Origin of the sequence: Serratia sp. Ser99, from assembly GCF_024519545.1 — a bacterium.
GTDB classification, from domain to species: Bacteria; Pseudomonadota; Gammaproteobacteria; order Enterobacterales; family Enterobacteriaceae; genus Serratia; species Serratia liquefaciens.
Genome location: NZ_JALJRT010000002.1, coordinates 352,406 through 368,922 on the forward strand (window position 1 = coordinate 352,406; position 16,517 = coordinate 368,922).

The 16,517-nt window shown below is 53.5% G+C and carries 12 protein-coding genes; 9 read left to right on the forward strand and 3 right to left on the reverse strand.

The genetic code is table 11. From position 1 onward, the window contains the following. Window positions 1-14 precede the first annotated feature (14 nt). Both NR114_RS05725 and NR114_RS05730 read left to right on the forward strand, forming a co-directional pair. Window positions 15-1,079 (forward strand): alpha/beta fold hydrolase, encoded by a 1,065-nt coding sequence (locus NR114_RS05725; RefSeq protein WP_116690479.1) that lies wholly within the window; start codon window positions 15-17, stop codon window positions 1,077-1,079. A 126-nt stretch (window positions 1,080-1,205) separates the two neighbouring features. Continuing rightward, entirely contained in the window at window positions 1,206-2,057 is an 852-nt protein-coding gene (locus tag NR114_RS05730) for an aldo/keto reductase (protein ID WP_116690480.1), read from the forward strand. Window positions 2,058-2,103: 46 nt separating this feature from the next. Here the strand turns inward: NR114_RS05730 and NR114_RS05735 are convergent, their stop codons facing one another. Continuing rightward, the gene (locus tag NR114_RS05735) at window positions 2,104-2,991 is read right to left on the reverse strand and encodes a LysR family transcriptional regulator (protein WP_234530974.1); all 888 of its coding nucleotides are present in this window, start codon (window positions 2,989-2,991) and stop codon (window positions 2,104-2,106) included. A 325-nt stretch (window positions 2,992-3,316) separates the two neighbouring features. Between NR114_RS05735 and NR114_RS05740 the strand changes: the two genes are divergently transcribed. Beyond that, entirely contained in the window at window positions 3,317-4,237 is a 921-nt protein-coding gene (locus NR114_RS05740; RefSeq protein WP_234530973.1) for a LysR family transcriptional regulator, read from the forward strand. A gap of 132 nt (window positions 4,238-4,369) precedes the next feature. After that, window positions 4,370-5,272, forward strand: a complete 903-nt coding sequence (locus tag NR114_RS05745) for an endonuclease/exonuclease/phosphatase family protein (RefSeq protein WP_234530972.1) — start codon at window positions 4,370-4,372, stop codon at window positions 5,270-5,272. Between the two features lie 65 nt (window positions 5,273-5,337). On the opposite strand, the gene NR114_RS05750 is transcribed toward NR114_RS05745, so the two are convergent. Continuing rightward, window positions 5,338-6,324, reverse strand: a complete 987-nt coding sequence (locus tag NR114_RS05750) for a zinc-binding dehydrogenase (RefSeq protein ID WP_234530971.1) — start codon at window positions 6,322-6,324, stop codon at window positions 5,338-5,340. A 132-nt stretch (window positions 6,325-6,456) separates the two neighbouring features. Here NR114_RS05750 and NR114_RS05755 point away from each other — a divergent pair, with 132 nt between their 5' ends. From NR114_RS05755 to NR114_RS05775, 5 genes are all read left to right on the forward strand, one after another. Next, entirely contained in the window at window positions 6,457-7,344 is an 888-nt protein-coding gene (locus NR114_RS05755; RefSeq protein ID WP_046373564.1) for a LysR family transcriptional regulator, read from the forward strand. 855 nt (window positions 7,345-8,199) lie between these two features. Continuing rightward, complete coding sequence (locus NR114_RS05760; protein WP_234530970.1) at window positions 8,200-10,635, forward strand: glucose/quinate/shikimate family membrane-bound PQQ-dependent dehydrogenase; 2,436 nt, start codon at window positions 8,200-8,202, stop codon at window positions 10,633-10,635. Window positions 10,636-10,899: 264 nt separating this feature from the next. After that, window positions 10,900-12,987 carry an EAL domain-containing protein gene (locus tag NR114_RS05765; protein ID WP_234530969.1) on the forward strand — a complete coding sequence of 696 codons (2,088 nt, stop codon included), beginning with the start codon at window positions 10,900-10,902 and terminating at the stop codon, window positions 12,985-12,987. 38 nt (window positions 12,988-13,025) lie between these two features. Beyond that, complete coding sequence (locus NR114_RS05770; RefSeq protein ID WP_149573288.1) at window positions 13,026-13,493, forward strand: GNAT family N-acetyltransferase; 468 nt, start codon at window positions 13,026-13,028, stop codon at window positions 13,491-13,493. Between the two features lie 146 nt (window positions 13,494-13,639). Beyond that, window positions 13,640-14,566 (forward strand): ABC transporter substrate-binding protein, encoded by a 927-nt coding sequence (locus tag NR114_RS05775; protein WP_256813745.1) that lies wholly within the window; start codon window positions 13,640-13,642, stop codon window positions 14,564-14,566. Window positions 14,567-14,601: 35 nt separating this feature from the next. Here the strand turns inward: NR114_RS05775 and NR114_RS05780 are convergent, their stop codons facing one another. Beyond that, window positions 14,602-16,392 carry a sigma-54-dependent Fis family transcriptional regulator gene (locus NR114_RS05780; RefSeq protein ID WP_256813746.1) on the reverse strand — a complete coding sequence of 597 codons (1,791 nt, stop codon included), beginning with the start codon at window positions 16,390-16,392 and terminating at the stop codon, window positions 14,602-14,604. Window positions 16,393-16,517: the final 125 nt, after the last annotated feature.

Below are 16,517 nucleotides of genomic sequence, written 5' to 3' on the forward strand. Positions count from 1 at the left end.
ACAAAGGAGTTATTTTGAAGACAATATTAAAAACATGGGCCTTATGCGCCATGGTCGGCAGTTTCATTTCCCCATACGTTAATGCGGAACCTCTGGTTATTCGTGAGCAAGGCAGCTTCGCGGCTGGAGGGTCTGTGGCCACAGCTCCAGGGCACTTCGATGCCCAGAAGCCCTTGGTTCCCGCGGGGCAAACTTATCATGGCGATCATGCTGCTGTTTTCTATCAAATTCCTGAGCATCCCCATAAATATCCGATAATCATGCTTCACGGTGCGGGGCAATCCTCACGCACCTGGCAAAGCACGCCGGATGGGCGAGAAGGATTTCAGACTATTTTCTTACGTCGCGGTTTTTCGACCTATTTAGTCGATCAGCCACGCCGTGGTAATGCAGGACGCAGCATGGTCGAAGCCGCTTTGGCACCGAAAGCCGATGAGCAGCTGTGGTTCAATCAGTTTCGAGTCGGCATCTGGCCGGACTACTTCAAAGGAGTTCAGTTCCCGCAAGATAAGGCCGCATTAAACCAATATTTCCGCCAGATGACGCCCAACACCGGACCGTTTGACAGTAACGTCATTTCTGACGCCATGTCGGCAGTGGTCGATAAAATCGGCCCTGCAATCCTGTTCACTCACTCCCAGGGGGGCGGTCCAGGATGGTACACCGCAATGAAAAATCCCAAGGTGAAAGCGATTGTTGCCTTTGAGCCGGGTAGCGGCTTCGTTTTCCCTGAGAGTGAATTACCTGCACCGATGCCCAGTGCTTTCGATACACTAAAAGGCGAGCCGGTAAACAGGACGCAATTTGCCGCCCTGACTAAAATCCCAATCCTGATTTTTTATGGGGATAACATTCCTGACAAACCGGTCGCAATGCCGGCGCAGGACAGTTGGAGAGTCAGGTTGGCGATGGCTCGCCGGTGGCAAGACGTAGTAAACAAACACGGTGGCGATGTCACCGTCATCCACCTGCCCGAGATCGGTATTAAAGGAAATACGCACTTCCCCTTTTCGGATCTGAACAATGTTCAAATCGCCGATCAGGTCAGTAAATTCCTGCAGGAAAAGCATCTTCAGTAATCTGTCACCGTCGCAGCAAGGTTCGATTAATGAACCTTGCTGATTAACCCTATCCATTTACCCCCTCTAATCAAATAAATCACGCTGCGCTATGCTTTCCTCACACAAAAGCAGAAGGACAACGACATGCAAACAGTGAAGCTGAACAACGGGGTCGAAATGCCCAAACTGGGTTTTGGTGTCTTCCAGATGACGGACGCCAAGGAATGTGAACGCGCCGTTATCGACGCCATTGAGTCCGGCTATCGTCTGATTGATACCGCCGCCTCCTATCAAAATGAAACCCAGGTGGGCAATGCCCTTAAGCAAAGCGGTGTGGAGCGTGAAGCGCTGTTTGTAACCACCAAGTTGTGGTTGCAGGACACCCACTATGCAGGGGCGAAGGCGCAGTTTGAACGCTCGTTAAACCGCCTGCAGCTTGACTACGTGGATCTCTATTTGATCCACCAGCCCTATGGCGATGTTCATGGCGCATGGCGGGCGATGGAAGAGTTACACCAGGCAGGGAAAATCCGTGCTATTGGCGTCAGCAACTTTCATCCGGATCGGCTCGCGGATCTGATCGCATTCAACAACGTCGTTCCGGCGGTTAACCAGATTGAAGTGAATCCCTTTAATCAGCAACTGCATGCGGTGCCGTGGATGAAAAGTCGGGGAATTCAGCCCGAAGCGTGGGCACCGTTCGCTGAAGGGAAAAATGGCCTGTTTCAGCACCCGTTATTAACCGCTATGGGCGAAAAACGGGGTAAGAGTGTGGGCCAGGTGGTTCTGCGCTGGATTTATCAACGCGATATCATCTCGTTGGCAAAATCTGTCCGCAGGGAACGAATGGAAGAGAACATCAATATTCTGGACTTCGAGCTCAGCGAAGAGGAAATGGAGAAAATTACCGCTTTGGATACGGCAACCAGCGCCTTCTTCTCTCATCGCGATCCCGCCATGGTGGAGTGGCTGACGGGCCGTAAACTTGATGTTTAGGTGAGCCACGGCCGGCGCAGCACTAAGGGTGTCCGGCCAAACCCCATTAATGGCGCAGCGCATCGATCAACAAGGCAAACGCCGGGGGATGTTGCCTCCGGCTGGGATAATAGAGGTAGTAACCGGGAAATGTCGGACACCATTCATCCAGGATCTGGATAAGCTCCCCTGATTTGACTTCGTTTTGGATCATATCTTCGGGTACGCAGGCGATACCAAACCCTGACGATGCCGCGTCGATCCTCTCTGCCAACAGATTAAATGTCAGTTGCCCTTCCACTTTCACACGCAGCGGCTTACCGTCTTTCTCAAACTCCCAGTGGTATAAACCGCCGGCGGTAGGAAGCCGCATGTTGATGCAACGATGTTGCTGCAACTCGTGGGGCGTCTGCGGGATCCCGTGCTCGGCAAAGTAACTCGGCGCCCCCACAACCACCATTCGCATGTCCGGTCCGATTTTTACGGCAATCATGTCCTTATCTACGCTTTCCCCAAGGCGAATACCTGCATCGAAACGCCCTTCCACGATGTCAACGAACCCATTATCCACCACCAGTTCGATATTGATTTCCGGGTATTCCAAGAGAAAAGGTTTTAGCTTCGGCCACAGCAGGCATCGCGCTGCATGCTCCCCGGCGGAAAGTCTGATATTGCCCGAAGCGGTGCCATTTGGTTGGAGCAGGATTTCAAGTTCATGCTCAAGATCGGCAAGACGTGGCTCGAGACAGGCGATTAACTTCTCCCCAACCTCCGTTGGGGCGACGCTGCGGGTGGTTCGGGTCAGAAGACGCGTATTTAAACGTTGTTCTAATGCCTTCACCGCATGGCTCAATGCCGACTGAGAAACCCCCAGCTTAGCCGCCGCTTTGGTAAAGCTTTTCTCTCTGGCAACCACCAGGAAAATTTGCAGCTCATTGAAGTTTTCTTTCAACATGAGGTATTTCCTTAACGCATTGAGTAATGGCAGATAAAACTAATGACAACGCGCGATCTACGCAATCATTTTAGCCCGAAATGTCCAGCCAATTAGCGGCAAGATGCGTGAGTCATCGCAACCCCCAATCCCCGGTATGCGCCAATGAGCAGCATGGTCTGTTGCTGTTTTGGCGGTGTTTGCATGCATGAAAGTATTCCTCTGTGTTTCCGTTGTCATGTGCGGTAAAAAATATAACTATGCTAAATAGATTACGGAAGACGCAGCATTTGTACTAATCACCTGCATCGGACGCCTCTCCTATCAATAAACCAGGATCCCCGACATGTCAGAACCCGATCTCAATTTACTGATTGCGCTCGATGCGTTGCTTACGCTCGGCAGCGTGGCCGAAGCTGCACGCCGCCTAAACCTCAGCGCTTCGGCCATGAGCCGCACGCTTGGCCGCTTGCGGGCAGTCACCGGAGATCCTTTACTGGTAAGGGCCGGCCGCAATATGGTGCTCACTCCCTATGCCGAAGAGATTCGTGAACGTACGCAAAACACCGTATTTGAGGCGCGTTCGATACTGCGCCCCTCGGTTTCAGAACTGAGTTTATCAACGTTGGAACGCACATTTACCCTGCGCGCCAACGAGGGCTTTGTCGAAGCATTCGGCGCCGCACTGATCTCCGCCGTGGCAACGGCAGCCCCGTTGGTGAGACTCTGTTTTGCGCCCAAACCGGAAAAAAACTCCCGCCATTTGCGTGAGGGACGGGTTGATTTGGAAATCGGCGTTTTGGGGGATATGGGGCCGGAAATTCGCTTGCAGGCACTGTTCCGCGACCGATTTGTCGCGGTGGTCAGAAAGGGCCATCCGTTGGAGCAGAAAGCCGACATCACCGCGCGGGCCTATGCCGACTGTGGCCATGTGGTCGCATCACGCCGTGGGCTGGTCACCGGCCCGGTAGATCAGGGATTGGCTGAATTGGGGTTGGAGCGAAAAATAGCCGCCGTGGTGCCGAGTTTTCCCGCCGCGCTGGCGGTGGCTCAGGCGTCCGATCTGGTGGCATTGGTCCCTGCTTCTTTCCTGATCAATCAACCGCTGGGCACTGCGCTTTATATGTTTGAACTGCCGGTAAAAACCCAAAGCATCACCGTTTCACAGATGTGGCACCCGCGTTTGGAGGCCGATCCTGCCCACCGTTGGCTGCGGCAATGGGTGTTGAAGGTGGTTCAACAACGTTTTGCCACGCTAAATAACTGAAAGCACTGTGCCGGCAGATATTCTAGCCTTAATTTTCATCGCGTCGGAAGTTTGAGTCAGGTATCACGATAACCACCCCTTTTCTTCTGTATTCTTTGCTAAGGAATCTATTTTATCGGGAGATTAGGTGACATGAAAAAAACAGTTATATTCACCATGATGGCGCTGGGCAGCCTTATCGCCAACGCGCAGGCGAGCGACAAACTAGCTGGTAATGAAATACTTGCCGTTCAAAAAGGCGGCGTGCCAGACAAGGTTTTCACGCAGGATAAACCGCATTTGAAGATAGCCACCTATAACATCGGTAAAAATGAAGCCTCCTCTGCCGTCTCCGATTTCACTGCACTTAATTCGGCCATTAAAAGAATAGATGCGGATATCATCGCCATTCAGGAAGTGGACAATAAGACCCAGCGCAGTCAAAAACTCGATCAGCTTAAAAAAATCGCTGATGCCAATAAAATGCATTATGCCTTTGGCAAAGCGCTTGATTTCGATGGCGGCGAGTATGGGGTAGGACTGCTTTCCAAATATAAAATTCTACATTCGCAGGTGGTGAAATTACCCTCGGGTGATGCCGAACAGCGCGTCACATTACTGGCGCAAGTTGAGGTTCCCGGATTTGATTCAGCGCCAATCATCATGGTCACCCATCTCGACTGGCAAAAAGATCCGGCAATACGCACTGAACAAGCACGCTACCTGTTGGATTTGAGTATTGGCGATGCCGCATCTGATTTCAAAGATATGGCTTCCTCGATTAAGATCCTCGCCGGCGATTTCAACTCGACTCAAGATGAACAGCCATTGAAAGAAATACGCTATTTTTTCAATGAAGTTGCGAAAGATGGAGCCGATACTCGCAGTTGGCCAGCGGTTAATCCCGCTATTGATATAGACCATATCTTCACATTTAAGGGGCAAAAGTGGAACGTGAAGAATCTGGCTATCCCACATAATTCGCCTGAATTTACCTGGTCAACGGCAAGCGATCACCTGCCGGTTATTGCCGAGCTTGAGCTTTCAGAACAGTAAGGCCAATGAGGAAGCCAGTCACAGGCTTCCTCACTGTTTTTTACCCATCATGGTCCTTGCTGGCCTCAGACGCGAACCACCAGTTTGCCCTGAGCACGGTCATTCTCGATCATGCGGTGAGCGTTGGCGACATCGTCAAAGTCGAAGGTTTTCACCCGCAGCGACGGCATGGCCTGGTCCGCTACCTGTTGAGCAATCCACTTCAGCGGCGAATCGGCCAAAGGCAGCGCTGCGGTGCCAAGCAACCCACTGCCAAAGAAGGTCAAGCGTGTTGCATTGGGAAGATCGTTCATCAGATGCAGATTATCCAACACCGGTGCCCCGCCCAGCAGGCCTATTACCACTGCGGTACCAAAAGGTTTGAGCGCATTGAGGCTATCGCGCACCGTGGCGGCGCCAACCACCTCAAGGGCCACATCTACGCCTTCCGGCGCTACACCCCGTATTTGGTCTGCAATTTCACCGGTATCAATCACCACCGCATCTGCGCCAATGGCGGTCAGCCGGGCTGCGTTACTGGCCGAGCGGGTGGTGGCGATAACCCGCTGTCCACGCGCCTTGGCATAGGCCACGGCAGCCTGACCCACCGAAGAGGTCGCGCCGCGCACCAGCACCGTCTGCCCCGGTACGTTGTCGATTAAGCGGCCCAGAGCCCCCCATACGGTAAGATAGCTCTCCGGCAATGCGGCAAGTTCTTCCCATGAAAGGCTGATGCCGTCCAAATCGATGACGTTGCTGCGTAACACCGTGACCTCCTCGGCGTAGCTGCCGTTGCGGGTGAACTGCAATCCCCCCATGGCGGTGGCCACATGCTGCCCGGTGCGAAACAGTCCTGAAGCATCCTCAATCACTTCGCCTACGGCTTCAATCCCAGGCACAACCTGTCCGGCGATCGGGCCCATTTTACCGGCACGGCGGTAAATTTCGGCGCGGTTAAGACCAAACGCCCGTACCCGAATGCGAACTTCATCCGCCTTTGGCGCGACAGAAGGAATATCGCGCAGTTGCAAAACGTCCGGGCCGCCAACTTGTTCAATCACATAAGCTTTCATAACCGTTCTCCAGTTCAACAGTGAGTTAATCAACGAGCTATCTCGCCGATAGGTTGAACTGTATAGATTCCAATATTGATGGGGAATACACGAAAATGGTTACGTCAATCTCATAAATGAGAGGAGTGTCGTATGGACTTCAACGCAACCAAAATGTTTGTCTCAGTCGTACAAGCAGGCAGTCTTTCGGCCGCCGCCGACAAGACCCATGTGCCGCTCCCTACCCTGAGCCGGCGCATACGTGAGCTGGAGCGCGAACTTGACGTGCAGTTGCTGGAGCGTTCGCCGCGCGGTATCAAGCTGACTGAAGCCGGCAGCCGTTTATATGAACATGCCAGCCGCGGGGTGGAAGCTCTGAACGAAGCTCAGCAGGCCGTGATGAACGATGAAACCCGGCTTAAAGGCCGCCTGCGTCTGTCGATGCCCCCCAACTTTGATCCCTGGTGGGACTTGCTGGGGGCTTTCCAGCAACGGTTTCCCGAAATCAGCGTTAGCGTATTTTCAACGGAACGGCGGATCGATCTGGTACAGGATGGCATTGACGTTTCGCTCCGCGTCGGCACCATCGTGCATGAGTCTATGGTGGCACGACAAATGCTGAAGTATCGGCATCTACTGGTTGCTGCGCCGTCATTACTGGCGCAGTTTGGCCAACCTGCCAGCGTGGAGGATTTGCATCGCTACCCTTGCGCGAGCTGGGCGGCGGACTCCAGCGCCCGTGGCCTCTGGCGGCTGGGCCATCAGGTGTTTGAGCCGAAGGCGGTACTGGTGGCGAACGATTACGCACTTTTACGCAGCAGAGCCGTCGCGGGTCAGGCGGTCACTGAGTTACCGCCCTTTATGGCGAACAAGGAGATCGCCGCCGGCCGTTTGTGCGCAGTCTTACCTTCTCACCCGTTGCCAGAACAAACGCTTAGCTTGCTCTATCCATCACAACGGCATCCCTCGCGACTGGTGCGGGCGTATCTCGATTTCTGTCAGGAACAGCTGACAACCTACCTGAGCGCGAATGTTGAATAAGCCAGATAGCGGCGAGGTTGGACGATAAAATTCACAGGTGATTGATAGCGGGAAATTTAGCAGAGGACGGCGTTTTTTGGGATTTTCCGCTTTAAGATTAATAATGCTTTAATAGTGCCCACTATGCAGTACAGTAAAACGATGACGCCCAATCAATCGAAGCACTGCATAGTGGAATACTAATGTTAACGTAATGAGTTAATTTCTATAACCTTATGTAACTAAAGAAACTGAAAAGTAACCTGATAATCCTTTCTCGTTGCCAGAGCAAAAATATAAAAGCGACTGGGTTATATTCTCTCTGTATAACACTCGTCCTTTTTACTTCCAGCAAACGCCTCAGGGTTTATAAATTAGTCAATAACCGCATCATTAACGCACAGCTTTAATCCAGAAAACGCGAGCGTATGCCCCATCCCATTCAACAATGATGCAGGGGCTATTAAAGGCTTTCGCCATTGCTTCTGTGTAAGGCGGTGCCTCATCCTGTCTTCACGCAATAAATAATAACTGCGGCAGTTCAGCAGATACGGCTGGCGTATGTGGCTGCTACCTTCCTTTAAATAACCAGGCATCACAAATTTTGCGCGGGGGTACCTTGCGGGCTTGGGGAGTTGCTGGACGCCTAAGCCGCGTTCTCTCCAGGATGGAGCACGCTGCCCTGCAGTTGTTGCAATTCGGGCTAAGAATTTAGTTAGCAGGCAACATATCCTTAACTTTATAATGAATCAAATGGTACAATATCGACATTCCATCGTTTGATTTACGCTCTGCTTTCACCCCACCAGGGAACGGTACGGACGCGATCATTCGAGGTAAACATGAAGAAAAACATTATCTTGGAGTCTTTCAGACATGCCTGAATCAAATGCCCGTCCGGGTATAAAACTTAAACTATGGTGTTGTTTATTAGGGATAATCCTTACCGCTGTCGGCCTATTCTTCGCCATCGCTGGCGGTAAGCTGGTTTCGCTGGGGGGCAGCAGCTACTTCCTGATTGCCGGTATCGTAACTCTGCTTTCCGCCGTGCAATTCTTCCGTCGCAAATCTTCGGCCGTGCCGCTATTCCTGCTGGTGTTTGTCGGCACGCTGGTTTGGTCGGTGGTTGATGCCGGTTTCGATTTCTGGCCATTGGTTTCGCGGCTGATGGTCCCTGCCGGTTTGATGCTGTTGGCCTTCCTGAGCTGGCCGGCCCTGCGTAAGCCAGAAGGCAAAACGCCGTTGGCAAAATTGTCTTACCTGCTAAGTGCGGTATTGGCCGTTGGCATGGTCGGCACCTTTGTGCAGATGTTCCAGCCACACCCTACCGTGGCTTTCAGCGGTGAGCCGTTGCCGCTGATCCCAGTGGACAAAAGCAAACAACAAAAAGATTGGGATAACTACGGCAATACCCCGGGTGGCAGCCGCTTCGTGGCGCTGGACCAAATCACCCGCGACAACGTGAAAGACCTGAAGGTCGCCTGGACCTTCCACACCGGCGATACTCCGTTGAGTCCGGATGGCAACGGCGCTGAAGATCAGCAAACGCCGTTGCAAATCGGCAACCGTATCTTCCTGTGTACGCCGCATAACAACGTGATTGCCGTCGATGCCGACAGCGGTAAAGAGATCTGGAAACGTGAAATCAACGCGAAATCCCAGGTCTGGAACCGTTGTCGCGGCCTGGCCTACTTTGATGTTGCCAAGCCCCTGCAACAACCGACCGTACCCGGCTCTACGCCCGCTACACCGGTCACCCTGGCTGCGGGCGACAGTTGCCAGCGCCGTATTCTGATGAATACCATCGATGCGCGCCTGGTGGCAATCAACGCCGATAACGGTGAATTCTGTCAGAACTTTGGCAACCAGGGCGTGGTTGATCTGAAAGTCGGTCTGGGCGATGCGGCCGATCCGAAATATCAGCTGACTTCCGCACCCACCCTGGCGGGTACCACCGTTGTCGTCGGCGGCCGCGTAGCCGATAACGTACAAACGGATATGCCTGGCGGCGTGCTGCGCGGTTTCGACGTGATCACCGGCGCGATGCGCTGGGCGTTCGACCCGGGTAATCAGGATCCAAACTCGGCCTTAAAACCCGGCCAGACCTTTGTACGCAGCACCCCAAATTCCTGGGCACCGATGTCCTATGACCCGGCGATGAACACCGTGTTCCTGCCAATGGGCAGCTCCTCGGTGGATCTGTGGGGCGCTAACCGTAACGCGTTGGATCACAAATACGGCGCTTCCATCCTGGCGTTGGACGCCACCACCGGTAAAGAGAAATGGGTTTATCAGACCGTTCATAACGACCTGTGGGATTTCGACCTGCCGATGCAGCCTAGCCTGATCGACTTCCCAATGAAGGACGGTACCACCAAACCGGCCCTGGTCATTGGTGCCAAAACCGGTCAGATCTTCGTGTTGGATCGCCATACCGGGAAGCCTTTGACCGAAGTGAAAGAGCTGCCGGTGAAAACCCGCACCATCCCCGGTGAGCAATACTCCGCCACTCAACCTTTCTCTGTCGGCATGCCACAAATTGGCGCTGAAAAACTGATTGAGTCCGACATGTGGGGCGCTACGCCGTTTGATCAGCTGATGTGTCGCATCAGCTTTAAATCCATGCGCTATGACGGCCTGTTTACCGCACCGGACACCGATATTTCACTCAGTTTCCCAGGCTCTCTGGGCGGCATGAACTGGGGTGGCCTGTCGACCGATCCGAACAACCATTACATCTTCGCCAACGACATGCGTTTGGGCCTGTGGGTACAAATGATCCCGCAAAAAACCGATGCCAATACCCCGGCCAGCAATGGCGGTGAATCGGTCAATGCCGGTATGGGTGCGGTACCGTTAAAAGGCACGCCTTACGGCGTGAACAAAAATCGTTTCATGTCACCTCTGGGCATTCCTTGCCAGAAACCACCGTTTGGTACCCTGTCGGCGATCGATCTGAAAACGCAGAAAGTGGTGTGGCAAGTGCCGGCCGGTACGGTTCAGGATACCGGGCCTTTCGGTATCAAAATGCGTGCACCAATGCCGGTGGGCATGCCGACGCTCGGCGGCACGCTGGCGACTCAGGGCGGCCTGGTATTCATTGCCGGTACTCAGGATTACTACCTACGGGCCTTTGACTCCTCCACCGGTAAAGAAGTGTGGAAAGCGCGCCTGCCTGTCGGCAGCGGCGGCACGCCAATGAGTTATGTTTCACCGACAACCGGTAAACAGTACATCGTGATTTCCGCCGGTGGCGCTCGTCAGTCGCCGGACCGTGGCGATTACGTCATTGCCTATGCACTTGATAAATAAATCTAACCATAGGTTATGATCGCAGCCCCCGCCTCACCGCGGGGGCTTTTTTATATTCCCAGGCAACGGTCTAATAGCCGAGACTTCATTAAGCTGGCCCATTAAAAGGCGGAAATACGAGAGTATTCCTAATGTGTTAACCGACTTTATATCTCATTCTCTCTGGCGGCTTTTTATTGCGCAGAAACGGCTATTGAATATTTCCACCCGCAGGCTTTTTATTAGCTAGCATAAAAGACAGGTGGTTTTCAGAGGAAATGACGAATGAGTGTTCTACCCGAGCGCAGTGATGAAAAACCGCCTGTGGATATGGCTAATGAAATTTTTAATGGTTTACCTAATCTCATTGGCATGGGTAATAGTCTCGGGGGACATTTCAATAAGCTTTGGTGTGAATATACCGGCCTCTCCTCATTTGATAATCCAGGCGCTTGCTGGTTGAAAGCCCTGCACCCTGCCGAATATCCTCTTATCGAATCGCTATGGCAGCAGGCGATTGCCACGGCGACCTCTTTCGTTAATGAAGTTCGCCTGCGACAGTACAACGGCGAGTACCGCTGGTTTTTACTGTCTTTCGGCGCGAAGAAAAAGCCTGATAGCGAGGAAACAGATTGGTATCTGAGCGGCACCGATATCCATGATTCCGTATTGGAAAAACAGCGAATTACCACCACGCTGGCCGCGCAGAAAAACATGCTTGATGCCAGCGTCGACTGCATCAAGGTCATCAATAATGACGGCACGCTGCTGCACATCAACAGAGCCGGCAGCGTCGCGCTGGGCATCGATGAGCACCAACCGCAATTTGGCATGCCCTGGCTGAATCTGCTGCAACCCGAAGTGCGCTCGCGCGGCAAAAAAGCGCTGCGTAAAGTGCTAACCGGTAAAAACGCCCGCTTCGCCGGCCTTAGCGCCACGCCTGACGGCAAGCTGCAGCACTGGGACAATATTCTCAGTCCGGTCTTCGATAACGAGGATCGAATAGAAAATATATTGTGCGTCTCGCGCGACGTTAGCTCTCAGCGAATAGCTGAAAAACGTTTGCTGATCGCCAGTCAGTATGACGAATTGACCGGTTTGCCCAACAGACGCTTATTCAAGAAAAGATTAAAGCAGGAAATGAAGCGAGCCCTGAGCAGCAATAAATCGCTCGGGTTGATTTTGCTGGACCTGGACCATTTTAAGCTGGTTAACGACACCCTAGGGCACGCTGCCGGCGATCATCTGCTGCGCGTGTTGTCCCGTCGGCTGACGGCTTATTTAAATCCGAACTCGTTCGTTTCCCGCCTGGGCGGCGACGAGTTTGCGATTGTGATCGGCGACGTCGAAAACGAGCAGGATATTTACAAAATCGCCAATACCTTTCTGTTGCAGCTGGAGTCACCCATTACCCATGGCGGCAAGGCGTTGCATTGCGGCATGAGTATCGGCTGCGCCCTCTATCCTCAGGATGCCCGCGACGCCTCGGAATTGATGAAATGCGCCGATACCGCGTTGTACGAACTCAAGGACGGCGGCCGGGGCGGCGTGTACATGTTTAATCCACAGATGATGGATAAGGCCAAAGAGCGTGCCGCGCAGCTTAATCACGCACGGCAGATAGTTCGCGATAATCAAATCCGCCCCAGTTACCAACCCAAGGTCAGCCTGGCAACCGGTGCCATTGTGGGCTTTGAGGCGCTGCTGCGCTGGTATTGTCCGCATCATGGTATGAAGATGCCAGATACCGTCGTCGAAGCATTCAACGATTACGAATTGGCAACCAAGATCAGCGAAACCATGCAGATGAAGGTTTTTGCCGATATCGCCACTTGGATCGCGTCTGGCGTGGAGGTGTTGCCGGTGTCTTTGAACGCCGCACCTATCGAATTTTTACGTGATAACTACGCCGAAACTTTCCTGCGGCGTCTGCAAATGTTTCGCATCCCCCACCATCTTATCGAGCTGGAGGTCACTGAACATGCCTTCAACAAACACGGGTCGAAGTATGTGCTGCGAGCCTTGCAAATGCTTAAGGAAATGGGGATCAGGATCGCGCTTGATGACTTTGGCACCGGCCACTCCTCCTTTACGCACCTGATGGACTACCCTCTGGACTGCATCAAGTTGGATCGGGATTTCATCCGCCGCATGAATAACGAACCGGCGATTTTGGGCATCGTGGAAAGTATGGGAATTTTGGGGCAGAAATTATCCATTGATATTATTGCGGAAGGCATTGAAACCGAGCAGCAGCGGCAAACGCTGCGTGATTCCGGCTATCACCTGGGGCAAGGGTTTCTGTTCAGCCAGGCCGTTGAAGCGACCCAAGTCATCAATATGCTACGAGAAAACGTCCCTTCAAACACCTGAACCGGTACAATACTTTCCGGGACTTCTTAAGGAAAGGCATGATGATTCGACAGTTCATCAAAGGCGATGAAATTGCGCTGTTTCGCGTTTTTTTCTCTGCGGTGCATGAGGTCGCATCACGCGACTACACCACTGAGCAAGTCAATGCCTGGGCTCCCGCCGATACTGATCCCCAGCTTTGGGCGGCTCGCATGAGAGATTTGCATCCCTTTGTCGTTGAGATTGATAAACAGATTGTCGGCTATGCCGATCTCCAGCCTGACGGCTATATCGACCATTTCTATGTATCCGGCGCCTGTCCCCGACAAGGCATTGGGACCTTATTGATGAATCGAATCCATAAAGAGGCCAGACTGTTAGGGCTTAAAGAGCTGACCTCAGACGTCAGTAAAACCGCAGAACCCTTCTTTATGCGCCAGGGATTTCAGGTCGTTGAGCGGAAAAGTCCGGTCCTGCGCGGCATCGTGCTGCAAAATGCTTTCATGCGTAAAAATCTCGACGTTTAAGCCCCTCACGCTCACCGAGCGCTCCCCCTTCTTTGCAACCTAACCGTTTGTAAAATTAGTTAGCCAATTTTGTTCGTTCACAGATTTAGCGGCTTGAAGGATAGTGAGTTGACCGCCTCAACAACATAATAATGCAGGTAATAATAATGATATATAGCGCAAAACTCACCGCAGCGGCGGCTCTCCTGAGCCTTTCCGCCCTGGCCCATGCCGCACCGGGGCTGGACCTGATCGCCAACGAAACCCCTATTCATACCCAGAAGGATCCCGAGGCTGCGGCCAAAATCCCCGCCGGGTTCAAATTTGTTGAACCGGGGACGCTGACCGTAGCCGTCGCGATCTTGGGCAGCGGCCCACCGTTCGGTCTGTACGCGCGCGACAATAAAACGGTGATTGGCAGCGAGTCGGATATTGCCAGGCTGGTTGCCGACGGCCTGGGGTTGAAACTGAAACTGGTTCCGACCTCATGGGAAGACTGGCCGTTAGGCGTCACCTCGGGTAAATACGACGCCGCGGTTTACAACATTACCGTCACTCAGGAACGTAAAACCAAGTTCGACTTCGCCACCTATCGCCAGGATACGTTGGGCTTCTACGTGAAATCCGACAGTAAGATCACCTCGATCAAATCGGCGCCGGACATTGCCGGCAAAAAGATCATCGTAGACTCCGGCACCAATCAGGAAGCTGTGCTGCTGGCCTGGGATAAAGAGAACCAGGCCAAAGGGTTACCGGCCCTTCAGCCGATTTATGTCACTGACAAGGCGGCGTCGACGCTGGCCATCCAGTCCGGCCGTGCGGATGCGACCTTCGGGCCGAACGTGTCCGGCGCTTATCAGGCAAAATTGACCGGTAATACCCGGTTGGTCGGCATCGTGCCGGGCGGTTGGCCGCGCAGCGCCAACATTGCCGTTACGCTGAAGAAAGGCAATGGTTTGGTGGAAGCGGTGCAGGCGTCGCTCAATAGCGCTATTGCCAACGGCAGTTATCTGAAAGTGTTGGATCGCTGGGCGGAAAGCGACGAGAAAATCGAACGATCCGAAATCAACCCACAGGGATTGGGCGATAAATAATAACCACGCGGGGCCCTGAATGGGCCCCCGCTTTGTCAGCTCTCGGCGCGATGTTTCTCCATCTTGCGGTAAAGCGTACTGCGCGAGATCCCTAATCGTTTTGCCGCCAGGCTGATATTGCCCTTGGCGTTTCGAATAGCCGTCAACATGTCTACCGATAAGCTCTGCGGCGCTACGGGGCGAGCAAGCAGATAAAACTGCTCCGGCAGATCCTCAAGCCTGATCAGGTTACCGTCATCGGCCAAAGCCAACAGCACTTTCAAGGTGCTCAACAACTGCCGCACATTACCGGGCCAGGAATAACCCGCCAAGGCGGTGATAGCGTCCGGTGCCAGTCTGATGCCCCGCGTATCACCCCCCAATTCGCTCCAGAGATTGAGGATAAAACGATCAACGTGCGCGCGCTGCCGCAGCGGCAAGATGCGCAGGCTGAATTCCTGAATGCGATACAGCAAATCTTCGCGGAATGCCCCTGCCGCAACCCGCTGTTCCAGATCCTGATGGGTGGCACAGATAAGCGAGAAATCGACCGCATAGCTGACGCGGCTGCCGAGCGGCGTGACCGTCTTTTCCTGCAGCACCCGCAATAACCGGGTCTGCAAACTCAATGGCATATCGCCAATCTCATCAAGGAACAGCACCCCGCCGTCGGCCTCTCTGATCTTGCCGACGTACCCTTTGGTGCTGGCGCCGGTAAACGCCCCTGGCGCATAGCCAAAAAGTTCGGACTCGATCAGACTTTCCGGCAGGGCTGCACAGTTGATAGCCACAAAATTGCCCTGTCGCCGGTGGCTTTCCTCGAACAAACGCTGGCTGAAATACTCTTTACCGCAGCCGGTTTCCCCGCTAATGCATAGCGCCAACCCGGCATTAAGAATACGCAGGGCTTTCTGTCTGTCTGCTCCGTCACGATCATAAGGCTGCAACTGCTGCCTGACGCACTGCGATGGGCGTTCCGGCATCTGCAACAGTGAATAATAGTGACGATTATTCACCGCCAGAGTCTGTCGCGGCGCATTCATTGTCTGGAGGGACATTTCCGGAAACAGCGTGGCAAAGTCCATCGACCCAAAGGCCGCCGCGCTGAGATTGAATTCTTGCATCGCTAATCGGTTGGCCGCGGTGAGGATCTCATCGCGAAACACCAATATCATCTCATGGGCGCTGCCGAGAACCCGCGCATCGCTGTGCAGGCGCAGTGTCCAATGTCGGTCGGTGACACAGCTTTTCACCCATTGATGTTCAATGTGCCGGACAGCCTGCAGAATCAACGAACCTGCTTCGCTGTAAGGATGTTGGGCAGGCGTCGAGATATCCAATACGCCGGCGATCAGGCCGTCGGGGCGATAAATCGGCGCTGCGGAGCAGTAAAGCCCGGCATTCTGATTGAGAAAGTGCTCGTCGCCATTGACTTCGCACAGCGCCCCCATTGCCAAAGCGGTACCGATGGCATTGGTGCCACGCTCCTGCTCGCCCCACAGATTGCCCGGAGCCAGAGAAACCCGCGATGCCTTACGTAAAAAGTGCGTGTTGCCACAGGTTTCCAGCACCAGGCCACCGGCGTCGGACACCACCACAATGGAGGGTTGTCGGTTGATCTCACCACCCAAGCGCTCGATCAGCGGCCGCGCGAGCTGCGCAACCCAACCGTTTTGCCCCCGCACTTCTTTCAACAGGGTCGGCCGGATAAAAGGAACATGGTCGTCGCTTCGATTGAGGCCATAGTGCCGGCTGCGTAACCAGGATTCGGAAAGTGGGCCGGAGAGTGACAGGCGATCGTCGTCAGAGATACACCCGGTCTGGGTGGTCTGGTCTTTATGCAGCATACCCAACTCCCGCCAATTAAAGTGTTGCATTTTTGTATCATGAATGTGTCCCATGCGTTGCGACATGGAACACAAAAAACAATAGAAATGAATAGTAAGCCAGGGGCTTTATTGGCATTGGTAGC